This window comes from Galbibacter sp. L-19 (genome assembly GCF_056857615.1).
The window spans coordinates 24,349-46,058 of sequence record NZ_JBSXNL010000031.1 but is presented as its reverse complement, the minus strand read 5'-3'; the positions used below and the strand labels follow the sequence as shown (position 1 = coordinate 46,058).

At 32.3% G+C, this 21,710-nt stretch carries 23 protein-coding genes; 4 read left to right on the top strand and 19 right to left on the bottom strand.

Features of this window, described 5'->3' with window-relative positions; all coding sequences use genetic code 11:
* Window positions 1-3: 3 nt before the first annotated feature.
* Genes AC13CQ_RS02750 through mraZ form a run of 3 tightly spaced genes read right to left on the bottom strand, consistent with a single transcriptional unit; the run spans window position 4 to window position 1,691 of the window.
* Entirely contained in the window at window positions 4-321 is a 318-nt protein-coding gene (locus tag AC13CQ_RS02750) for an FtsL-like putative cell division protein (protein WP_008612381.1), read from the bottom strand.
* Between the two features lie 7 nt (window positions 322-328).
* Window positions 329-1,225 (bottom strand): 16S rRNA (cytosine(1402)-N(4))-methyltransferase RsmH, encoded by an 897-nt coding sequence (gene rsmH, locus AC13CQ_RS02745; RefSeq protein ID WP_008612379.1) that lies wholly within the window; start codon window positions 1,223-1,225, stop codon window positions 329-331.
* Window positions 1,212-1,691: a division/cell wall cluster transcriptional repressor MraZ gene (gene mraZ / locus AC13CQ_RS02740; protein ID WP_008612377.1), complete on the bottom strand. Its 480-nt coding sequence runs from the start codon at window positions 1,689-1,691 to the stop codon at window positions 1,212-1,214. Before mraZ ends, rsmH begins: the two co-directional genes overlap by 14 nt.
* Before the next feature lie 289 nt (window positions 1,692-1,980).
* On the opposite strand from mraZ, the gene AC13CQ_RS02735 reads away from it, so the two are divergent.
* Window positions 1,981-2,745 (top strand): alpha/beta fold hydrolase, encoded by a 765-nt coding sequence (locus tag AC13CQ_RS02735; protein ID WP_008612375.1) that lies wholly within the window; start codon window positions 1,981-1,983, stop codon window positions 2,743-2,745.
* 17 nt (window positions 2,746-2,762) lie between these two features.
* Window positions 2,763-3,371, top strand: a complete 609-nt coding sequence (yihA, locus tag AC13CQ_RS02730; RefSeq protein WP_008612374.1) for a ribosome biogenesis GTP-binding protein YihA/YsxC — start codon at window positions 2,763-2,765, stop codon at window positions 3,369-3,371.
* 3 nt (window positions 3,372-3,374) lie between these two features.
* Here the strand turns inward: yihA and AC13CQ_RS02725 are convergent, their stop codons facing one another.
* From AC13CQ_RS02725 to gldB, 3 genes are all read right to left on the bottom strand, one after another.
* Window positions 3,375-3,845, bottom strand: coding sequence for a DUF4252 domain-containing protein (locus tag AC13CQ_RS02725; protein WP_008612373.1), 471 nt, complete (start codon window positions 3,843-3,845; stop codon window positions 3,375-3,377).
* Between the two features lie 386 nt (window positions 3,846-4,231).
* Window positions 4,232-4,567: a gliding motility protein GldC gene (gene gldC / locus AC13CQ_RS02720; protein ID WP_008612372.1), complete on the bottom strand. Its 336-nt coding sequence runs from the start codon at window positions 4,565-4,567 to the stop codon at window positions 4,232-4,234.
* Window positions 4,567-5,523: a gliding motility lipoprotein GldB gene (gene gldB / locus AC13CQ_RS02715; protein WP_474506969.1), complete on the bottom strand. Its 957-nt coding sequence runs from the start codon at window positions 5,521-5,523 to the stop codon at window positions 4,567-4,569. Before gldB ends, gldC begins: the two co-directional genes overlap by 1 nt.
* 167 nt (window positions 5,524-5,690) lie before the next feature.
* Between gldB and nadE the strand changes: the two genes are divergently transcribed.
* Together nadE and AC13CQ_RS02705 are read left to right on the top strand one after the other, a co-directional pair.
* Entirely contained in the window at window positions 5,691-6,482 is a 792-nt protein-coding gene (nadE, locus tag AC13CQ_RS02710) for an NAD(+) synthase (protein WP_474506970.1), read from the top strand.
* A gap of 159 nt (window positions 6,483-6,641) precedes the next feature.
* On the top strand, window positions 6,642-7,271 hold the full coding sequence (locus AC13CQ_RS02705; protein WP_008612366.1) for a response regulator: 630 nt from the start codon (window positions 6,642-6,644) through the stop codon (window positions 7,269-7,271).
* Between the two features lie 63 nt (window positions 7,272-7,334).
* Here the strand turns inward: AC13CQ_RS02705 and dnaG are convergent, their stop codons facing one another.
* From dnaG to AC13CQ_RS02640, 13 genes are all read right to left on the bottom strand, one after another.
* A complete protein-coding gene (dnaG, locus tag AC13CQ_RS02700; protein WP_335588522.1) occupies window positions 7,335-9,338 on the bottom strand; it encodes a DNA primase in 2,004 nt (667 codons plus the stop codon).
* A gap of 653 nt (window positions 9,339-9,991) precedes the next feature.
* Window positions 9,992-10,516 (bottom strand): hypothetical protein, encoded by a 525-nt coding sequence (locus AC13CQ_RS02695; RefSeq protein ID WP_474507868.1) that lies wholly within the window; start codon window positions 10,514-10,516, stop codon window positions 9,992-9,994.
* Window positions 10,517-10,637: 121 nt separating this feature from the next.
* Window positions 10,638-11,633: an IS110 family RNA-guided transposase gene (locus AC13CQ_RS02690; protein ID WP_474507869.1), complete on the bottom strand. Its 996-nt coding sequence runs from the start codon at window positions 11,631-11,633 to the stop codon at window positions 10,638-10,640.
* Between the two features lie 632 nt (window positions 11,634-12,265).
* Window positions 12,266-12,472: a hypothetical protein gene (locus AC13CQ_RS02685; RefSeq protein WP_482882697.1), complete on the bottom strand. Its 207-nt coding sequence runs from the start codon at window positions 12,470-12,472 to the stop codon at window positions 12,266-12,268.
* Window positions 12,456-12,689: a hypothetical protein gene (locus AC13CQ_RS02680; protein ID WP_335588524.1), complete on the bottom strand. Its 234-nt coding sequence runs from the start codon at window positions 12,687-12,689 to the stop codon at window positions 12,456-12,458. Before AC13CQ_RS02680 ends, AC13CQ_RS02685 begins: the two co-directional genes overlap by 17 nt.
* 344 nt (window positions 12,690-13,033) lie before the next feature.
* Window positions 13,034-13,513, bottom strand: coding sequence for a hypothetical protein (locus AC13CQ_RS02675; protein WP_335588525.1), 480 nt, complete (start codon window positions 13,511-13,513; stop codon window positions 13,034-13,036).
* 185 nt (window positions 13,514-13,698) lie between these two features.
* A complete protein-coding gene (locus tag AC13CQ_RS02670; RefSeq protein WP_474507151.1) occupies window positions 13,699-14,676 on the bottom strand; it encodes a polyprenyl synthetase family protein in 978 nt (325 codons plus the stop codon).
* A gap of 39 nt (window positions 14,677-14,715) precedes the next feature.
* Window positions 14,716-15,123, bottom strand: a complete 408-nt coding sequence (locus tag AC13CQ_RS02665; protein WP_008612356.1) for a hypothetical protein — start codon at window positions 15,121-15,123, stop codon at window positions 14,716-14,718.
* Window positions 15,124-15,173: 50 nt separating this feature from the next.
* Window positions 15,174-16,214, bottom strand: coding sequence for a dual-specificity RNA methyltransferase RlmN (gene rlmN, locus AC13CQ_RS02660; RefSeq protein WP_008612355.1), 1,041 nt, complete (start codon window positions 16,212-16,214; stop codon window positions 15,174-15,176).
* A gap of 303 nt (window positions 16,215-16,517) precedes the next feature.
* A complete protein-coding gene (gene queA, locus AC13CQ_RS02655) occupies window positions 16,518-17,567 on the bottom strand; it encodes a tRNA preQ1(34) S-adenosylmethionine ribosyltransferase-isomerase QueA (protein ID WP_008612354.1) in 1,050 nt (349 codons plus the stop codon).
* Window positions 17,568-18,091: 524 nt separating this feature from the next.
* Entirely contained in the window at window positions 18,092-19,318 is a 1,227-nt protein-coding gene (gene aroA, locus AC13CQ_RS02650) for a 3-phosphoshikimate 1-carboxyvinyltransferase (protein WP_474507152.1), read from the bottom strand.
* Window positions 19,319-19,357: 39 nt separating this feature from the next.
* The gene (locus AC13CQ_RS02645) at window positions 19,358-19,684 is read right to left on the bottom strand and encodes a nucleotide pyrophosphohydrolase (RefSeq protein ID WP_008612352.1); all 327 of its coding nucleotides are present in this window, start codon (window positions 19,682-19,684) and stop codon (window positions 19,358-19,360) included.
* Between the two features lie 2 nt (window positions 19,685-19,686).
* Entirely contained in the window at window positions 19,687-21,708 is a 2,022-nt protein-coding gene (locus AC13CQ_RS02640; RefSeq protein ID WP_335588528.1) for a DUF3857 domain-containing protein, read from the bottom strand.
* Between the last annotated feature and the right edge of the window lie 2 nt (window positions 21,709-21,710).

Here is a 21,710-nt window from a genome sequence, read left to right as displayed (position 1 = left end):
AATTTATTTTTTTTTGGCGACCATTATTTTTTTTGGCGGAATTAACGAGGGTCTCAATCCCGATGCGGCTACTTGACTTGTTACATTAGATTCTAATTTTACTTGCTGCACTTTAGTTCTTACATCTACAAACTCACTCCTTAATTCTAAAACTTCATTATTAATTTTTGCTAACTCATGCACTTTTTTATCTGCATGATGCGCGCTAGAAATCATTATTACAGCCAAAATGGATATAAAAAGTATAAACCTCCAGTTTTTAACCGAGTCCTCACTAACTAAAAATCTACCTTTCAATAAATCTAAAATCCCTTTCTTCATAATACGCTTACAACTTTTCTGCTATCCTCAACTTTGCGCTACGCGCTCTATTATTCTCTTTTATTTCTTCTGAAGTAGGAGTTATTAAACCCCCTACTTTTTTTAATGGAACTTCAATATTTCCATAAAAATCTTTTTCAGGCTCTCCTTCAAACTTTCCACTTCTTATAAACCTTTTTACCAATCTATCTTCTAAAGAATGATAACTTATCAAGCTTAACCTTCCGCCTTGTTTTAACAACTCAGGAGTTTGTTCTAAAAATTCTCTCAAAACTTCCACCTCCTGATTTACCTCTATTCTAATAGCCTGATAAATCTGCGCTAATATTTTATGCTCTTTATATTGTGGCAAAAACTTTCTAAGTGCAGTTTTTAACTCTTCGGAAGTTTTTATTGGCGCCTCCGCTCTTTTCTCTACAATAGCTTTTGCTAAAGAACCAGCATTACGAAGCTCTCCATACAAACCCAACACACTTTTAAGCTGCCCTTCATCATAATCATTCACCACCTCAAAAGCAGAAATCGGATTTTTCTTACTCATTCGCATATCTAAATCAGCATCAAAACGTGTAGAAAAACCACGTTCAGCCACATCAAATTGATGCGAAGAAACTCCGAAATCGCCTAAAATACCGTCAACTTCTTTTATTCCATAGAATTTCAAAAAACGTTTAATAAACCTAAAATTCTCTTCAATCAACGTAAACCTTTCATCTTGCAGAGCGTTATTCACCGCATCCTCATCTTGATCAAAAGCTATCAATCTTCCGTTAGGCCCTAATCTTCTTAATATCTCTTTGGAATGCCCACCGCCACCAAAAGTAACGTCAACATACACCCCATCTTCTTTAATATTCAAACCCTCCACGGTCTCCTTCAACAATACTGGATTATGATACTCCATCTTCGTCATCATTTAATTCAAAACCACCCATTACATCCTCAGCTAAATCAGAAAAAGAATCTGCACCTTCATCAAGCACATCATAATATTTCTGTTTATCCCACACTTCAATTCTATCAATAGACTCCGAAAGCACCACTTCTTTTGCAATATTTGCAAACGACATTAAGTTTTTAGGAATAGAAAGCCTTCCGCTTGCATCGATTTCCACTACACGAACTCCAGCAGTAAACTGACGAATGAAGTCATTATTTTTCTTAACAAAACGATTTAATTTTCCCACTTGCTTCATTTCTTTCTCCCAAGCGGCCATGGTATAAATTTCGAGGCATTTTTGAAAAATAGAGCGTTTTAACACCAAACCGTCCTGCAAAACAGGAGCTAATTTAGCGCGCAAAGTAGCAGGGACCATAATCCGTCCTTTGCTATCTGCCTTACACTCATACTCTTCTGAAAACTGAATCACCCCAATCCGTTTTTACTGTTAACTTTTCAAATATAGAGAATTATTTACCACTTTTTACCACTTTTTGTCACTTTTTACCACTTTGTTAATAAATTCATGTCGTTATCGCTTAAATAGCAGCAAATCCAATAGTTATAAAATTGTTAATAACCTCACGACTGAGATTTTGCTTGAGAAAAAGCTTAATTTTGCGGTTTATTAAAGTTCAAATATTAGCATTGAAGAGAAATCGTTTTTTATAAATTCGAAATGCCTATATTTGTTTCCAAAGAAATGTAACAACCCCTTAATGGCACACGATTTAAAGAAGGAAGGTAAATTTACTTATTTAGAAGTTGGAGAAGGAACCCCCATGATAGTTTTACACGGATTAATGGGTGGATTGAGCAATTTTAGTGATGTTGCCAACTATTTTTCTAAAAGAGGATACAAAGTATTAATTCCTGAATTACCGATCTACAGCATGTCTTTATTAAAGACTAATGTAAAGAGTTTTGCAAATTACGTAGAGAAATTTATAGAGTTCAAAGGTTTAGAAGAAGTTATCTTATTAGGAAACTCCTTAGGAGGACATATCGGTCTTTTACACACTAAATTATACCCACAAAAAGTAAAAGCTTTAGTTATTACTGGAAGCTCTGGCTTGTATGAAAATGCAATGGGAGACGGCTATCCAAAACGTGGGGATTATGAGTTTATAAAGAAAAAAAGCGAAGATGTTTTCTACGATCCTGCTGTTGCAACTAAAGAAATTGTAGATGAAGTATTTGCAACGGTAAACGACCGACATAAGTTAATAAAAACATTAGCAATTGCTAAGAGTGCTATTCGTCATAATATGGCGAAAGACTTACCTCATATGCACACACCTACTTGTATAATTTGGGGAGAAAACGACTCCGTTACTCCTCCAACAGTTGCCAAAGAGTTCCACGAACTACTTCCAGATTCAGATTTATTTTGGATTGAGAAATGCGGACACGCACCAATGATGGAGCACCCAAATGATTTTAATGCTATTTTAGATGAATGGCTTAAAAAGAGAAGTTTATAAACAACAAAAAGAAGACCATGCACATTAAATCCGCCACTTTTGTAATGAGTAATTCGGATGTAAAAAAATGTCCTAATGAACCGCTTCCTGAGTATGCGTTTATTGGTCGGTCTAATGTAGGAAAATCTTCTCTCATTAACATGCTCACTGAGCGTAAGAGCTTAGCTAAAACCTCTGGAAGACCTGGGAAAACACAACTTATTAACCATTTTAAAATAAATGAAAATTGGTTTTTAGTAGATTTACCTGGTTATGGATACGCAAAAGTTTCTAAAAAAGTAAAGAGTACATTTCAGAAATTTATCACTAAATATTTTGAAGAAAGACAGCAATTAGTCTCTGCCTTTGTATTGATAGATATCCGGCATGATCCACAAAAAATAGACATGGAATTTATGCAATGGCTCGGAGAACATCAAATCCCGTTTTCTATAATATTTACAAAAGCCGACAAGTTAAAGCCAAAAGCCATTGAACGTGACGTTAAGAAATACTTAGACGTTTTAATAGCAGATGTTTGGGAAGAAGCTCCTAATTATTTTATCACTTCTTCTACGTCTGGCACAGGAAAAGATGAACTTTTAGAATATATCGATCAAATAAATAAAGAGTACAATAACGCTTAATTTTTAATTCAATTTTACAATTGCCTTATTCATTAATCCGTCTATATCTTTAATTTTAATATTTCCTTCAGCACTAATAATTACGAAGTCTTTATCGTCTTTAACCTTCATAATTACCTCTTTAATTTTATTTCGTTTTTCAAAATAATACAGTCCAACTCTAGCACCATCACTATTTACAAACATTAAAGACTCATAGCCTTTTTGACTTACAAATTTATTAAATTTACGCTCTAGATTTTCTGTCCCAACTTCTGCTCCCACCAATACACGGTAACGAGATATCCCACTTACCACTTGATTCAACTCTTTAAAATCGTCATCATCTACAAACATATTTACTAAAAAATTAGACGCACTTAAAGAAAAGGCAATATCTTCTTTATTTTCTTTTCTAAAGGAATCATAAGGAGTAGACGCCCCACATGAAGCAAAGAATGTAGCTACAACTGCAATAATTAAAACTTTTTTCATCTGTTTATTTTTTTTATTGTTGTCCGATAAAAGCAGACCGCGTTTATTGCATTCCACATATATCAAGGGTTAATAGAGGTTTTTAAAATAGCCCCCTTACTATTAAGAAAAATGAATAAAAAGAGGAGTTTAGTAATGTTGTTTCTTTAAGCTACTCATTTTGTAATAGTTAAGATTTATTCTTTGTTCTTTTCTCTTACAGCGAAGCGGTCTTGTATTTTTACTCGGACATTAATGTTTTTTTATGCTCTAGTTTAGAATTACGTTGATTATACTTTACAGACGAACAGCAAGATTTTTTGTTACAGCATGGACAAAAGTTTTTTTATGTCTCTAAAAAAAATGCCCCGATATAAATCGAGGCATAAAAAATATAGTATTTTATATTATTTTTTGAGTTCTAGTTTTTCTGCAAAATAATCGCAAAAGTCGCGCATCGTAGCTGTCATTTTCTCATCTTGTGTGGCCCGTTGGTAAGTATCACTCAAAGAAACTAATGTTTGATGCATAAATTTCTTCATTTCATCCACAGGCATATCTTTTGTCCACAGATCTATTTTTAACGTTTCTTGCTGCTCGCTATCCCAAACTGAGAGTAAAAAAGCTTTTGCTTTTTCATTTTCAATTCCACCATCTTTTGCTGTCCAATTTAGTTTTTCAGGAACTTTATTTTCGTCAAGTTCAATATGTAATTTTATATCTGAGCTATGTGTTTTAGCCATTACTTTTCAGGTTTATATTTTGATTTATTAAAAATTTCTTCTGCTGAAGTGTTCAGCATTTGCTGCAAAGATACTTCATTATTTTGCATATAGGAATTTACAATTTGCCATCCTATAAATTGCCCTATTCTTCCAGGAGATTCATTGTCTAATTCTAAATAAAATTTAGAGAATGGAGCTGGATTTATAAAGCGTTCTCCCAGTTTTGCATCCGTAGAAAAAAGCAATTCTTTCTCTATAAAATACCGCCAAATATAATTTTCATTAGCCAACGCCCAATTATATTCAGACTCATTATATCCAATAACACTCTCTTTCTCTGCTGAAGGATAAAACAAATCTAAAAGATAATACAGCTTTCCGTAATAAATTAATTGTGCTAAAAAACTTCTATTACTTGGCGCCTTTACCTTACTCCTAGCAATGGTTCTTGCTATATCTACAGGAATTTTGGAAGCTTCAAAATTTTTCTTTAAATACTCTTGAATTCCGCCATAATACCTATGTGTAGCTCCTAAATAATTATCTAAGCCTAAGAGCAACAAACTATCAGCATAAATAACCCTGTTCTTGTAATCCACATCTGAGATTACAGTAATAATTTTAGGCGATTTAAAGTCGTTAAAATAATAAGTAACATGCTGAAAAACCGATTTTATCTCAGAGGAATTATCTTCAAAATTTTTAAATTTTTTCTGAATCTCAGCATACATATCCCTCTGCAAAGAATCGTTCATTCTTTGCACCCAAATACTATCGTTATAAGATTTTGGAAACAAATAAGGATATTTATTTTTTAAATCGGGAAGCGTTAACGGACTAGCATTTGCAAAAGCCTTATCGAATCTATCAATTTTTACATTCAAATCTATTTTAGCTACCTCCCTTTCAACTTTCGCCTCATTGGAGCATGCAATTAACAATATAACAAGAAGTAAGCACAAAAATTTACTCATACACAATATTTTAAAACCTTTAGTCTTTTCGTTTTTTAAAAATTTAAGAATCTGTTACATTTGTTTGCAAAGTTAACCGAATGTAAAATTACACCTAAATTTTTAAGGTACACAAATTACATTTTTCTTTACACTTACTTTTTAATAACCCATTATACACACAAATTATGAATACAGAAAAAGTAATAACTCATATTGTAGATTGGCTTAAGGATTATGCTACCAATGCAAAAATGAATGGTTTTGTTATTGGAATTTCTGGAGGAATTGACTCTGCAGTTACCTCTACCTTATGCGCTAAAACTGGATTGGATGTTTTATGCTTAGAAATGGCTATCCATCAAGCCGAAAACCAAGTAAGTCGTGCTTTAAACCACATTAGTTGGTTACAAAAAAATTATTCTAATGTGGACACCAAACAAGTTAATCTAACTACTGTTTTTGATAGTTTAGTAGCTTCTTTCCCAAAAGTAGAGAGTGAAGAGGAGCGTTTTATGGCTTTAGCAAACACTAGAGCTCGTTTACGAATGACCTCTTTATATTATTTTGCTGCCCTAGAAAAATATTTAGTAGCTGGCACTGGAAATAAAGTGGAGGATTTTGGGGTTGGTTTCTACACAAAATATGGTGATGGCGGAGTAGATTTAAGTCCGATTGCCGACCTATTAAAGACAGAAGTATATGAAATAGCAAAAGTCCTTGGCATTAATCAAGACATACAAAAAGCAGCTCCTACTGATGGTTTATGGGGAGACAATAGAACTGACGAAGACCAAATAGGAGCATCTTACCCAGAATTGGAATGGGCAATGGAACAGACTGAAAAAGGAAAATCAACAAAAGATTTCGACAATAGAGAGAAAATAGTCATGGAAATCTATACTCGCTTAAACCGAGCAAATAAGCACAAAATGGATCCAATCCCAGTGTGTATAATCCCTGCGGAATTAAAAAAATAAATATTTTTAAGAAAGTTTTTTCCTATACTTGATTATAAGACTAATTTTTACTATATTTACTTACAAATAGAGTAAAATCCCCCAAGCTCATATGACGTATATTATCTACGAGAAAATTTGTTGTGGCTTATTTGAAACAAACTTTAAAATACCTCAATTATGATTAAAGTTTTAGTTGCTGATAACCACCCTATCGTAAGAATAGGATTAGAGACAGCCTTGAACAACAATGGAATTACCGAAGTAATTGGTAGTGTAAGTACAACAACAGAATTATTCAACGCACTTTCAACAAAAAATCCTGATGTGATTTTATTGGAAATGGATATTCCTGAAGTAAACGGTATCACTGCCCTTCGAAGACTTAAAAAGGACCAAAGTGATATAAAGGTTCTTATTTACAGTACACAAGCTGAGGACGTTTACGCCCTAAGCACACTAAGAGCTGGAGCTTCTGGCTATGTATCTAAAACAGCCTCTTTAGACACCCTAATTGATGCTATCAAAAGAGTAGCTAATGGCGGTATGTTTATTACAAATGAACTTGCGCAACGATTAGCATTTGACGAGAGCACAAACAAACCTAGAAAATTATTTAGGAAATTATCGACTCGCGAAATCGAAGTTTTAAAACTTCTAGCTTCTGGTAGAAGGAATAAGCAAGTAGCAGAGGAGCTTGGACTGAATGAAAAAACAGTAAGCACCTACAAAGCTAGACTTATGAAAAAGCTAAATGTAGATAATATGGTCGATATGCTTCAACAAGCTAAAGCCCTAGAATTATACTAAAAAATATAGGCTTTTTACGCTACAAAGCACTCTTTGATAGAGTGCTTTTTTTATGACCGATTCTTAACTATAAAATGTAGTATTGGTTACCAATCCAAATCTATCTGACAGTGTTTTTCTTAAATCCCAGTAGTTTTTAATGTCTTCTAGCTGTTCTGTAGTTGCATTATTATTAGCTCCAATTACTTCATGGATACTATCTACCAGCATATTTAATAACTTTAAACGGAGCATAGATATGGTTTGAAAAACTAATAAGTGAACAGACATACTTTTGTCTTTTACTAAAATATCTTTACTCTCCCAGTTTGAAAGTGCATACTTTTCTTCGTTCATCAAAATATCTACTACAGATGCATTTTGTTCAAATGTTAATTTCTGAAGGAAACTATCCATTTTCAATACCCCTTCAACGTTAAACATTTCTATTAATATTGTATAAATAGCATGAAAATCTTTATTTGCAAACTCAATTTCATCGGCTTGTAAATCCAAAAAAATCTTTTCATAAACCTTCATGTCTACTTTAATTTCTTTCTGAATCATATCTCCATTTTCATCATCTTCCAAAACAATATCATTAAATGTTTCGGTTTTATCGCCATGAAATAATAAAATACCAATAATAGATTTTTCTAGTTCATTTAACTGGTTTACTTTTTTCGAGCTAGTCCCCTCTCCAGGTCTAACAACATTAAAGTTATTTTTCTTACGCTCTTCTTTATGCTTTTTATTAGCATCTGCCACTTCTTTATTACCCAATTGAGCTAGGGTATTATAAAGCACATCTTCAGAAATATCCATAATTCTAGAACATTCCTGAACATAAATTTCACGCTGAATCCGATCTGGGATTTTAAAAATACTATTTACAATTTCTCTAATAGTGTCCGCTTTTTTTATAGGATCGTTTTGAGCATCTTTAACAAGTAACGAAGCTTTAAAACGGATAAAATCTGTAGCATTTTCTTCTAAAAAAGAAACTAGATCTTCCTCGCTATTGGCACGGGCGTAACTATCGGGATCCTGACCTTCGGGGAAGGTACAAACTTTTACATTCATCCCCTGCTCCAAAATAAGATCAATACCCCTCAACGAGGCACGTAATCCAGCTGCATCCCCATCAAATAAAACAGTTATATTTTTTGTTAACCTATTAATTAACCGAATCTGATCTGGTGTTAATGCAGTTCCACTAGAGGCTACTACATTTTCAATTCCACTTTGATGAAATTGAATAACATCTGTATAACCCTCAACTAAAAAACAATTATCTTGTTTAGCAATAGCCTGTTTAGCATGGTAAATTCCATAAAGCACTTTGCTTTTATGGTAAATGTCACTTTCAGGAGAATTTAGATACTTAGCTGCTTTTTTATCAGAAGTTAAAATACGACCTCCAAAACCTAAAACACGACCACTCATAGAATGTATAGGAAACATAACCCGCCCTTTAAAGCGGTCGAACATCCTCTTATCATCAGATCCCTCTTTCTCCTTAACAATAGTAAGTCCAGTTTTTTCCAAATATTCAAGTTGATACCCAGCTCCTAAGGCCTCTTTTGTAAAAGCATCCCATTGATCTAAAGAATATCCTAGCTTGAATTTATCTATGGTTTCTTTGGTAAAGCCACGTTCCTTAAAATAAGTACCCCCTATTGCTTTTCCTAATTCTGAATTTTTTAATGTTTTTTGAAAATAAGATTGTGCAAATTCAGACACCAAATACATACTCTCCCGTTCGCTAGACTTTTCCTTTTCTTCATTAGTCTGCTCGGTTTCTTCAACTTCAATTCCGTATTTTTTTGCCAAATATTTAATAGCCTCTGGATAGGTATAATGCTCATGTTCCATTAAAAAAGCAACAACATTTCCTCCTTTTCCACTACTAAAATCTTTCCATATCTGCTTAACTGGAGATACCATAAAACTAGGGGTACGCTCATCCGAAAAGGGACTTAAACCTTTATAATTTGACCCTGATCTTTTTAACTGAACGAAATCGCCAATAACTTCCTCTACTCGGGAAGCATCAAAAACTTTATCTATGGTTTCTTTTGCAATCAAAATCTTAATGCCTTTTTATAAAAATAACAATTCCCACTGGAAAAAGTGGGAATCAAAAGTAAGTAATTATTCTCTCAAAGTAATATTGAAGATGTTTTATTCATGCTGAGGCCATTGTAATTATCCCTAAGGATGATAGATAAGATTTATATCAAAAAATTTGTCAGGAATTTAAGAAAAAAGTTAGGAAAAATAAAAGACCGCTTCACTACAAGAAATAAGAATAAAGATTGAATATTATAAGGCAGGTAAATACTTATCGTCAATTTTTAAAAATAGTAGGGCTACTCCTTTATTTTGAAAATTGATAATTATTAAGTAGAAATAGGTGAAATTATTTTCGAGGTGAAATTCATTTTTGTCAGCACAAGAAAATAACTCCGCTCTTGAATTTTCATCATTGCGGCTAAAGTTTAGTACAGGGCATTAGAAAGCGATTTACTTTCAAGTCTACGTAAGCTAAAACATTGTTTTTTATACCGCGTGGCTGTTGCACAAGCTTTCTTTTAACCAATTTTCAAATTAAAAGCAGTTCTTTAAAACAACATATGCCTAGAAAACAACAACTTACCTATTATTAAAATTTAGGATAATCCTCTTTTCTTATAAATTTAGAGTTGTGCAACGGTTACCAATGTTACCCATAGTATTTATCAGTCGTCAAATCGTAAGTATACATTTTTTCTACACCTGACAATCCATTCGTTATTTTTCTTTACCAATACAAATAATGTTTCTTCATTTTTTTTATTAGTCAAATACACTATTGCTTTATCATTATAAATTAGCGGAAGAGTAATTGCTGGAATTGTATTCTCCAAGTCAGCCACAATTTTAAAATTGTCAGAAACCATTGTCGAGTCAATAGTTCGATAATAATTATACCAATCTATTTGGTCACGCATTTTTGAGATTTCCTCCGAACTTACTATTTCAGAGAATGAGTAAGTTTCTCTTTTTTCCATATCAATGCAATGTCCGAGTAAGTTGTCAATCATTTCAGGATTGCTAATTAAATTTCCAATGCCTAAATACTGAAGAAAATGTTTGTCCAAAGTCGGTTTTCCGTTTTTGTAGAGTGCCTTTATTACTTCATATCTTTCTTTTTGGATACTGTCATTTTGAGCATAAATTCCGCTCGATACAATTAGAGAAAGAAGTAGTAGTTTAATTTTCATTTCGGTTTTTGTCAAATTGTGGGCAAAGTTGTTGTGGTCGAGTAGACAGGGGGATTTTCACCCGAGCCTCTCACAGTATTCTATGACTAAAACAAATTATATTTCATATTTTTTAATTAGTTTATGCTGCATATTTCATTAAATCTACATAAGGGGATTTTCTGTTAATAACAGCAAAGATTCTAGCCAGTATTTTATTCCTGATAATATTTATTGTAGACATCTTGTTTTTTCCCAAGGCGATTCTTTTCTGGTAATATAATTTCATCTCTTCGTTGTATTGGATAGAAGATTTAGCACATAAATCCAACAAGCTCTTCAATTTTTTATTTGCTAAATGGCTTACTTTGGTTCTTCCTCTTATACTTGAACCAGAGGTATTAGGAAAAGGAGCTATACCGCAATAAGAAGCAAATTTCCTCCAACTGTCAAACTTTCTAAAACCCTCTGTAAATACTATCATATAAAGTGCAGTTTGTTTACCTACACCTTTAATGGTGACTATTAAATCATACTGGAATTTAAGATTGTCGTCTTCCGAAATAATAGTTTCTATTTCTGTTTCAAGAATATCTATTTCTTTAGTGAGACATTTAATAAGTCTTTTCTGAATTTTTAGAAGTAGTTTATTTTTACTTTTTGACAGTATTTCCGATTGCTCCTTTAAACTCATTTTGTAGCCAGCTCTTTGTTTTACCATGCGTTCACGTAGCGAGAACAAGCGTTTTAATTTAACAATGCTCTCAGAACTTGGAATATTAGATTTTAGCCGATCCCGTTTTTCATAGGCATAAAGAGCTATTCTTTTAGCATCTGCTTTGTCATTTTTCCCTCTGGTCATTCCCATGGATTGTTTAATTTCCAAGCCAGGCAATATCACATAATTAAAGTTTTCTTCAAACAGAAAGAGAGATATACTGTGACAGTATATCCCAGTATGTTCCATAGCGAACAAAAGGTTTTCCGTAGGGACTTTACTACTCTTTTCTAACCACTTAACCATTTGCTTAAAACCTTTTTTATTGTTTTCAAATTGCTGAAATAGGTTTTCTTTGTGAAGATGGGTATCGATTACTTTTTTGCTGATATCAACACCAAGGGTTTCTAAAATTTCCATATTTCAAATTTTTAAATTAATGGTTACTTTGACTAAAACCTTTAGTAATTATTACTAATTAGTATTCTATCTGGTCCTTTGTAACCGTGAATAAAAAAGCGGGGACTAATACTGTGATTAGAGATTTAAGCTCTAGAACCGTACAAAGTTCACCCCACTCTTCCTGATAAAAATATGAACAATTTTAATAAGTTATTAGTCTCCCCCAGACCCCCTCTTTTCAACAATATCAATAATATAATTATAGATTGTTTCTTATTTCAAATCTAAAGGAACCGTATGTGATAGTCTCCCATCATACGGCTCTTGTTATACAAATCTAATATACTAATTTACCAAACATACCCATTTAATAGTGGAGAAATAAGTCAGATAAAGTCTCGTATTCTTTTTTAAAAGCCCTTCAAAAACATATTCTATGCTGTTTAAAGCTCCCTAATTTTAACATACAACTTAATTAGATTGTAAAATAAAAGCCCTTAAAAGGGCTTAAATCTATCTTGTTTTTATAAAATTAATGGCTTGTGCAACGGTTTTATAGTTTTTTCTTATTTGAATTCTTTCTATTTGAAAATAAAGAAACAATCTCAATTGTATTTTTATTGATTCTATAGTATAGATTGTTGTTCTTTTCAACGACAGCTTTTTGGATATTCTTTTATTTCGATTGATTCAAGAAAAATTTCAGGCATTTTTGAAATCAGTTCGATTGTGTGATCTAATTTTGCAGTAAACTTTCTTAATTCTTTTTCAGTCCAATTGGTTTCAAGGTATTCAATAGTTTCTTTAAGTTCAGATATTTCGTGGTCAGTCCACAGTATTTTATAACCACTTTTCATAAATCCCTTTAACGGTTGAGTGAGAAGTCAATTTTCCGTTGTCAGCATCTTGAATTCCTTTCTCAATAGATTCTCTTTCGTCCGCTGAAATTTCGTTCCACCAATCAGTTTTTTCTTTTTCTCTTAACTCCATCAGTTTATCAATCAAAGACTTATCGTTTAATGTTGACAACCATTGAATTAACTCGATTTTTTTATTTTCTAAACTTAAATCCATAATATCAAAGTTACAAATTTAATTCTATCATTCAATTTTTACGTGAATTTTTTAAAACTGTTGTACAACGGTTTTGTATAACTGTCAGTTGCGTTGGTTTAGGATACTAATTTAGTTAAAAGTCACGAATGTTTGGTGTTCGCGAGGATTTTCCGAAGCAATTGCGGTTATACATTGTGGCTGTTGCACAAGCTCTTTTTTAACCAAATTTCTAATTAAAAGCAGTTCTTTAAAATAACATATGCTTAGAAAACACCAACTTACCTATTATTAAAATTTAGGATAATCCTCTTTTCTTATAAATTTAGAGTTGTGCAACGGTTACCGTTGTTGTCATAGTATTTTTATTCCTTGCATATTATTCCGTCTTGCGAAATTTTTTGTCCTTCGTTTGTAGTCATCGTTGCTGTATAATACAGACACTTATTTTCAATTTTTGTTTTCGAGACAATAATTCCGTTATTATCATTTACCCATTTTTTTCCTTCGTCCAATTCGGATTTTGAAGAATCGTAAGTCAGTCGGTAAGTACAGTCGTCAATCCACTCAATTATTTCATATTCAGGATTTCCGTTTCCAATTCCGTTTTTCCATTCTATTTGAGTTCCTTTTTCTCGTATTACAATATATTTTTTTATCGTTTTGTCTCTTTCGGGCGAAAATTCCGAAATGCTGTCATTTTTAACGATTGTATATTTTGCCATTTCAGGTGATTCGGGAATATAAAATTGTCCGAGTTTAAAGTCTTCACAAGTCAATTCCTGCGCATTGATTTTAAGTCCGATTAGCAGAAATATTCCAATTAAGAATATAGTTTTTTTCATTTAGCGTTTTGTTTGTCAATATTATGCGCAACATATATATAAACACAATAGCACTTATCTTTCTCCCTTAAAAAAAACTCCTTGCTAAAAAGTTATAAGAAAATACATACTATTGGTTATCAATTATAATTATATTCTTTTATACTATTTCAACACCCAACAGTTTACTTAGAGAATAAGTAATTCTACTTTTTCCTTTCTATTACATAATTCACCATTAACTCTAATGAATCTTTGTAAACGGAGTCTGGAAAGTTGGACAGTAGTAAAAGTGCTTCTTTTTGGAAAGAAATCATTTTCTCTTCAGCATATTGCAAACCTCCTTTTTCTTTCACAAAAGCAATAACTTCTTGAACACGCTTTTTGTCTTTATTATATTTCTTTACAGAATTAATAAGCCATTTTTTCTCCTCTTTACTAGCATTATTCAAGCTATAAATTAGAGGCAAGGTCATTTTTTGCTCTTTTATATCTATACCAGTAGGTTTTCCAATAGGGCCATCTGTATAATCAAACAAATCGTCTTTTATCTGAAAAGCCATTCCTATAAGCTCTCCAAATTTTCGCATCTGCTCAACTTCTTCGGATTGAGGTTTTACAGAACAAGCCCCCAAACTACAACAGGCTGCTATTAATGTGGCTGTTTTTTGTCGGATAATCTCGTAATAAACCTCTTCTGTAATATCTAAACGTCGTGCTTTTTCTATTTGAAGTAACTCCCCTTCGCTCATTTCTCGAACTGCTACTGAAATGATTTTAAGCAAATCAAAATCTTCATTATCTATAGAAAGTAATAAACCTTTTGAAAGCAGGTAATCTCCCACCAAAACGGCAATTTTATTTTTCCAAAGGGCATTGATAGAAAAGAAACCTCGTCTCCGATTGCTATCGTCCACCACATCATCATGCACTAAGGTGGCGGTATGAATAAGTTCAATAACACTTGCTCCACGGTAAGTGCGCTCGTTTACTTTTCCTCCAGAAACCATTTTGGCAACCAAAAAAACAAACATTGGTCGCATTTGCTTTCCCTTTCGATTTACTATATAATAAGTAATCCGATTAAGTAAAGCTACTTTGGAAGACATCGATTCATGGAACTTTTTTTCAAAAAGTTCCATCTCGGCACGTATAGGTTCTTTAATTTGTTCTACTACCTTCATAAAGAGCATAAAGATAATGAAGTTATAAAAACCTCCTCTTTATTTTTGAAGAAAACCTCTATCTCTAAATATAGAAATTAATTCTTGGGAGTCTGTTTTATATTTTGGAAGGAGAATTTCTCTTTTTCGTCCAGATTTTAAATAAATAATAAAAGATTTTCGTTTTAATAGCTTCTTAAGCTTTACCTTTTTTATTTCTTCAAAAGCTATAATCTCTTTATTGGAGAATTGAAAAATCCAAATCAATGCAAAAGCACAAATAAGCCCAATTACAATAAGTAAAAAACTATAATGTGTTTCTCCTTTAAAATAATGGTATAAATTAAGAGTTCCGTTTATTAATCCCAAAGACAATACTATTTTCAGAAATATATATTGGCGTTTTTGTCCGTCATTTATATGAAGTGCATTGTCAATAATTTTTAATTCTCCTATTTGTAATTGCATGACTATAGAGTTAGTTTCTACAATTTAAGAATTTTTAAAGACTATATCAATTACGATTTATTGGCTAGTTGCCCGCATGCCGCATCAATATCCTTGCCTCGAGAGCGTCTAACGGTGACTGTAATTCCGTTCCGTTCTAATATTTGCTGATACATTTCTATTGCACTAGTATCGGCCTGATTAAAAACTTCATCTCCAATTGGATTGTACTCTATAATATTTACTTTAGAAGGCGCAAACTTGCAAAATTTAACTAAGGCATCTGCATCCTTACGGGTGTCGTTTATTCCTCTCCAAACTACATATTCATAGGTAATTCTACTTTTAGTTTTATCGTACCAATATTGTAATGCCTCTCTTAAATCGGCTAACGGAAAAGTTGCATTAAACGGCATTATTGAAGTTCTAACCTCATCTATTGCAGAATGTAATGACACTGCCAATTTAAACTTCACTTCGGTATCTGCCATTTTTTTAATCATTTTTGGCACTCCAGAAGTAGATACTGTAATTCTCCGTGGAGACATTCCTAAACCCTCTGGGGAAGTTATTTTTTCAATAGCAGCTAATACATTATTGTAATTCATGAGCGGTTCTCCCATTCCCATAAAAACAATATTAGAAAGTGGTTTATCAAAATACAACCTACTTTCATTATCAATTGCTACTACTTGATCATAAATTTCATCAGGATTTAGATTTCGCATCCGTTTTAACTTAGCAGTAGCACAAAATTTACAGTCTAAACTACATCCAACCTGACTAGAAACGCAAGCTGTAGTTCTAGAAGCTGTAGGAATTAAAACCGATTCTACAATTAAATCATCATGAAGACGCACTGCATTTTTTATAGTACCATCATTACTGCGCTGCATTTGATCCACTTTGATATGGTTAATAACAAAGTTATCTTCTAACATCTTTCTAGTTTCCATAGAAATATTTGTCATGGCCTCAAAAGAGTATGCTGCTTTTCCCCATAACCACTCATAAACCTGATTACCACGAAAAGCTTTATCTCCTTGAGAAACGAAAAAATCTCTAAGTTGTTCTTTTGTTAGTGCGCGTATGTCTTTTTTTGCTGCTTGCATAGGTGCAAAGATACGTTTTGATTATAATTTATTACTAATAAACCCTCATAGAAGGTTTTACAACAATCAAAGTAGCTACTTCTAGAAAAGAAGCTGAATAGCGTTAATAAAGTGTCCCAATCAACTACCTCGAGGCAAGCCTATGAGGTATTCAAAAGGAAAAATAATATAATCCATTTCGACGTAGAACACTTCGATATACTCAGAACAGGCTCTGGGAAATAAAACCCTCAATGAGGAATTAAAAACGCAAAAAAGTCCTGCTCAATAAAAAACAGGACTTTTTTAGATACTAATCTTTAATTATAAAATAAGCATAGCATCTCCGTAAGAATAGAATTTATATCCTTCTTTGATGGCTTCTTTATATGCTTTCATTACAAAATCATGACCTGCAAAAGCAGAAATCATCATTAATAAAGTAGACTTTGGTGTATGGAAGTTTGTTACCATACAGTTTGCAATACTAAAATCGTATGGAGGGAAGATAAATTTATTAGTCCATCCTTCATATGGATTTAATTTAAGGTCTGAAGAAACCGAACTTTCCAATCCACGCATTGCAGTGGTACCAATAGCACACACTTTACGTTTGTTCTTTTTAGCACTATTTACAATTTCTACTGCTTTATCATTAATAAATAGTTCTTCGCTATCCATTTTATGCTTAGAAAGATCTTCAACCTCCACTGGGTTAAAAGTTCCTAAACCAACATGCAAAGTAAGTTCAGCAAAATCAATTCCTTTAATTTCTAAACGCTTTAATAAATGTTTAGAAAAGTGAAGTCCCGCAGTTGGCGCTGCAACAGCCCCTTCTGTTTTTGCATAAATAGTTTGGTAACGCTCCTCGTCTGTTTCTTCAACTTCTCTTTTGATGTACTTTGGAAGTGGAGTTTCTCCTAAATCGTTTAATTTTTTTCTGAACTCTTCATAAGATCCATCATATAAAAAACGAAGCGTTCTTCCTCTAGATGTTGTATTATCTATAACCTCAGCAACTAAACTCTCATCATCTCCAAAATAAAGTTTGTTCCCAATTCTAATTTTTCTAGCAGGATCCACTAAAACATCCCAAAGACGTTGCTCTTCATTCAATTCTCTTAAGAGAAAAACCTCAATACGAGCTCCTGTTTTTTCTTTGTTCCCAAATAATCTAGCAGGGAAAACTTTGGTATTATTAAGTACCATTACATCTCCTTCATCAAAATAATCGATCAAATCCTTAAACATTTTGTGTTCAATTTTTTGCTCTTTTCTATGAAGCACCATTAAACGAGATTCATCTCTGTGCTCCGAAGGATATTCTGCTAATAATTCTTTAGGAAGTTCAAAATTAAAATGTGATAATTTCATCTGTAAATATTTATCTTTTTTTCAGAAGTCTAAAGAGCACAAATAAAAAACCGACATCCTACACCTACATTGATTATAGAAAAATCGGCAATTAATTTAAACGTATTCTTTTAGATTCAAATCTGTTATGAATTATAAGGAATTCTTATTTTTTAAATACTAAATTCCAACCATCGCATTTTTGCGAGCTGCAAATATACAATATGGAGATAGGGGTTGTCAAGTAAATCGACAATTATTTCTTGTTTTCAAGGAATTAGCTCTTCAAAAACTAAAAAAAGACTCTTTTTTTTTATTATTGTCCGATAAAAGTTAACAAAATTTATTGGACTCCACTTATATCACGGTTAAAATGAGGTTTTCAAAATAGCTCTCTTATATTAATAAAAATGAATATAAAGAGGATTTTAGCAATATTATTTCTTTTAGACTACTTATTTTACGATAGTTAATATCTGTTCTTTGTTCTTATAGTGAAGCGGAATTACATTTTTACTCGGACACTAATAGTTTTTTATAGATTTTTAACCTTGAACCTTAATTTTAAGAGATTCCATGTCTTTCCAAAAATCTGGATATGATTTAGAAACCACTTCGGCATCGTTAATTACAATTGGAACTCTTAATGCTAATGGCGCAAATGCCATTGCCATTCTATGATCATTGTAAGTATCTATTGCTATTTTTTCTTTTATAATTTCTGATGGTTCCAAAAACAGTTCTTTATCGGTTACAAAAATGTTTGCTCCTAGCTTGGTTAGTTCTGTTTTTAAGGCTTCCAATCTATCTGTTTCTTTAATTTTTAAGGTATGAAGTCCAGAAAGCTCACATTTTAATCCTAATCCAAAACAACTTACCGCTATTGTCTGTGCAATATCTGGAGCATTTGCCAAATCTATATTTATAACTGTTTCCTGCGGAATTTCTTTTACTTTTTTAAGTTTAACAACATTTTTATTAAAAGAAGTTTCTACACCAAATTGCTTATAAATTTCTTGTAAGACACTATCTCCTTGCAAACTTGTAGCCTTATAACTCGCAATAGAAATTTCCGAACCTACTTCTACCAATGAAGCAATACTATAAAAGTAAGAAGCCGAACTCCAATCGGATTCTACCACCAATGTTTTTTCTGATATTTTAGCAAGTGGATTAACAGAGATAACATTGCCATTAAAACTGGTTGAAACCCCAATTTCTTCAAGCAAAGCCAAGGTCATTTTAATGTATGGAACAGAAGTAATTTTACCCTCTAAAGTAAGCTCCAATCCGTTTTCTAAAGTTGGTGCTACTAATAACAAAGCAGAAATATACTGACTACTTACATTGGCAGCCAATGAAACCTGGTGCTTTGTAATTTTTTTTCCTTTAATTTTTAATGGCGGATACCCCTCATTTTTTTCATAAGTAATATCGGCTCCTAATTGACCAAGTGCGTCTACCAAAATCTTTATAGGGCGTTCGGTCATTCGTTGAGACCCTGTTAAAACTACATCTCTTCCTTCTTGGGTTGCAAAAAAAGCAGTTAAAAAACGCATAGCAGTACCCGCATGATGAATATCTACCGTTCCGTTATGTACCTGAAGTCCTTTTTGCATTACTTGAGAATCATCAGAATTTGATAAATTCTCAATACTAATAGTTGGATATAAGGCCTGTAAAAGCAATGCTCTATTACTTTCACTTTTAGAACCTGTTATGGTTATATGTTGATGTATGTTATGCTGATTGGAAGATAAAAGTAAGTTCACTATTATAAAATTTCTGATGGTTTTTATTGATGAAATAAATTATTTCAATTTTTGGTTATTATGGTGTCTATCGTGGTCACGCTCTGTTTTAATGCCCATTTTTTTATCAAAAGAAGCTTGTAAGTCGATTCCTGTTTGGTTTGCTAAGCACAAAACTACAAAAACAACATCGGCAAGTTCTTCACCTAAATCTTTATTTTTATCGCTTTCTTTCTCGCTTTGTTCTCCATATCTACGTGCAATAATACGAGCTACTTCTCCTACTTCCTCTGTAAGTTGCGCCATATTGGTAAGTTCATTAAAATAGCGAACTCCATGCTCTTTTATCCATTTATCAACTTCGAGTTGTGCGTTTTTTATGTCCATTATTAACTTTGACTTAATACTACTTTTTCTGATTCTTTTTCAATTATTTTGCTAAAATACTGCTTTATTGAATCATAATAAAGCGATGGAACAATTGCTGATGAAATTTCTAATTCAACACTAAGTTGCAAATTGCCTGTACTTGTTCCAGCCATATAAGAAAAACTACCTATTCCGTCTGGTAAAACTAACTTTGTTGACTCTGGCAACGATTCAACCTTATAACCTTCTGGTATAGCAATATTAATAGCATATTTTTCTTTATGAGGATAAGAAAAATCAATTGGAAACTCTCTTTTTTCTAATTTAAATGGGTTTTCTAATTGTGTAAAGAAAAACAATGGCGAAACATATATCTTATCTGCAATTTGATCATAGGCATTTTCTTTATAAAAACTATATTGTTCAATAAGTGGTTTATTAACATCATATTGGTTTTTAACTTCGTATTCATCTATCTCAACCCCCAAATACGTATCTTCAATACTTTTTATTAAATCATCCTTGCTCTTTTGATCATTTTTCACTCTATAATTATAGGCATTATAATCTAAATATTGTCCTCTTACTTTACCTTTTACCGAACCATCATCATTTAATTCCACATTCATAAAAACCATTTCATTAGAAATTGTATGAGGAGCCAAATCTACTTTCAAAGATTCTCCCCCTTTTTTTATCAACCTTCCATTCCAATTTAAAGCTCTAGTTGGCAATAAATTAGGTTTTGAGTATTTACTTGTAGCGTCCAACAAGATTACATCCTCTCCAACAACGGCTGCAGTAATTACATAGTTAAAGCCTTCACGTGTTGGAAAAAGTGGGATTCCATTTGAACGTGTACTAACTAAAACTGGATATGCTTCTATCCCAGAATATTGAAGCATTGCTGTAAACATTAAATTAATCTCAGCTACATTACCTGTATTATCTTTATAAGCATTTCTCACCCCATCATTACATGTATAACCGTAAACACCATTCCATGACATTTTATTCTTTACAAACTCAAAGACTAATGCCATTTTATCTTTTACATTAGATGTTTGATTAATGAGTTGATCTATTTCATCCTCAAAATAACCTGTCTTTTTTAATTCTGTACCAAAATCTGGATCCTCATATATTTTCTTTGTAACATCCTCCCATGTGGTGCTATAACTTTCTATTGAAGAATTAGGATATTTAATATAAGACAATTCATAATCTAAACTTGCTCTATAATTATCTATATTATTTACAAATGGCTCATCTTTCATGCTAGGAATATCTGTAAGACTTATAGAACTTATATTAACTAAGTAATCTATTTTGCCACTTTGATAGCTAGTTCTTACTTGATCGTAAGCAGAAGTACCTCCCGATCTTTGTTTATTCATATAATTTACAGATTCACTACCAGAACTAGTTTTCAATCCTATATCTAAATACCCCTTTACTACAGGCTTAAAATAGTAATACTCTGGAAATTCATAAGTAGCTTCTATAAAATCCACAGGAACTTCTTTTTGTATATTTACCGTTTGAATATTAGAAACGTAAGGCGATGTAATAGTATACTTATACTCTATGATACTCCCTTCTTTTATATCTGGAAAAGTAAAAGTTTGACTCTTCCAATATCTGGATTCATCATTCTTAAAAATGGCATCTCTTGATAGTTTAGATTCCTTGATTTTTCCATCTTCTAAATTATAGGTATACCCTCTTAAACTTGATAAATTTTCTTCATCTGTTCCGCCTGTATACAAATAAACTTTGGCTACTCCATAACCAAATCCTTTCTCATCAAATATTTTTACCCTTTTTTGAATATAAGTAACCAATACAAATCCGAGTCCATCTTTATATTCAATAGTAGAATTTTGTTTTTCATAAAGAACAGATGCTACAGCAGAAGAATCTAGTTTATGATTTTTTAAGGCCAACTCTTCTTCGGATATCTTTCCAAATTCATAATCTTGAGCAAATATTCCGTTTAAAGTTAAGAGTAGTAGTAATAGTAGGTAATAAGTTTTGGTCATGT

Coding starts and splice junctions, on each gene's coding strand:
- AC13CQ_RS02640 (WP_335588528.1), bottom strand. CDS start 21,708: ATGACCAAAACTTATTACCTACTATTACTACTACTCTTAACTTTAAAC.
- gldB (WP_474506969.1), bottom strand. CDS start 5,523: ATGAGTAAATTTTTGTGCTTACTTCTTGTTATATTGTTAATTGCATGC.
- AC13CQ_RS02670 (WP_474507151.1), bottom strand. CDS start 14,676: ATGAAGGTAGTAGAACAAATTAAAGAACCTATACGTGCCGAGATGGAA.
- AC13CQ_RS02645 (WP_008612352.1), bottom strand. CDS start 19,684: ATGGACATAAAAAACGCACAACTCGAAGTTGATAAATGGATAAAAGAG.
- rsmH (WP_008612379.1), bottom strand. CDS start 1,225: ATGGAGTATCATAATCCAGTATTGTTGAAGGAGACCGTGGAGGGTTTG.
- yihA (WP_008612374.1), top strand. CDS start 2,763: ATGCACATTAAATCCGCCACTTTTGTAATGAGTAATTCGGATGTAAAA.
- AC13CQ_RS02665 (WP_008612356.1), bottom strand. CDS start 15,123: ATGCAATTACAAATAGGAGAATTAAAAATTATTGACAATGCACTTCAT.
- AC13CQ_RS02725 (WP_008612373.1), bottom strand. CDS start 3,845: ATGAAAAAAGTTTTAATTATTGCAGTTGTAGCTACATTCTTTGCTTCA.
- rlmN (WP_008612355.1), bottom strand. CDS start 16,214: ATGCAAGCAGCAAAAAAAGACATACGCGCACTAACAAAAGAACAACTT.
- gldC (WP_008612372.1), bottom strand. CDS start 4,567: ATGGCTAAAACACATAGCTCAGATATAAAATTACATATTGAACTTGAC.
- AC13CQ_RS02705 (WP_008612366.1), top strand. CDS start 6,642: ATGATTAAAGTTTTAGTTGCTGATAACCACCCTATCGTAAGAATAGGA.
- AC13CQ_RS02695 (WP_474507868.1), bottom strand. CDS start 10,516: ATGAAAATTAAACTACTACTTCTTTCTCTAATTGTATCGAGCGGAATT.
- AC13CQ_RS02685 (WP_482882697.1), bottom strand. CDS start 12,472: ATGAAAAGTGGTTATAAAATACTGTGGACTGACCACGAAATATCTGAA.
- nadE (WP_474506970.1), top strand. CDS start 5,691: ATGAATACAGAAAAAGTAATAACTCATATTGTAGATTGGCTTAAGGAT.
- AC13CQ_RS02680 (WP_335588524.1), bottom strand. CDS start 12,689: ATGGATTTAAGTTTAGAAAATAAAAAAATCGAGTTAATTCAATGGTTG.
- AC13CQ_RS02675 (WP_335588525.1), bottom strand. CDS start 13,513: ATGAAAAAAACTATATTCTTAATTGGAATATTTCTGCTAATCGGACTT.
- AC13CQ_RS02690 (WP_474507869.1), bottom strand. CDS start 11,633: ATGGAAATTTTAGAAACCCTTGGTGTTGATATCAGCAAAAAAGTAATC.
- queA (WP_008612354.1), bottom strand. CDS start 17,567: ATGAAATTATCACATTTTAATTTTGAACTTCCTAAAGAATTATTAGCA.
- AC13CQ_RS02735 (WP_008612375.1), top strand. CDS start 1,981: ATGGCACACGATTTAAAGAAGGAAGGTAAATTTACTTATTTAGAAGTT.
- AC13CQ_RS02750 (WP_008612381.1), bottom strand. CDS start 321: ATGAAGAAAGGGATTTTAGATTTATTGAAAGGTAGATTTTTAGTTAGT.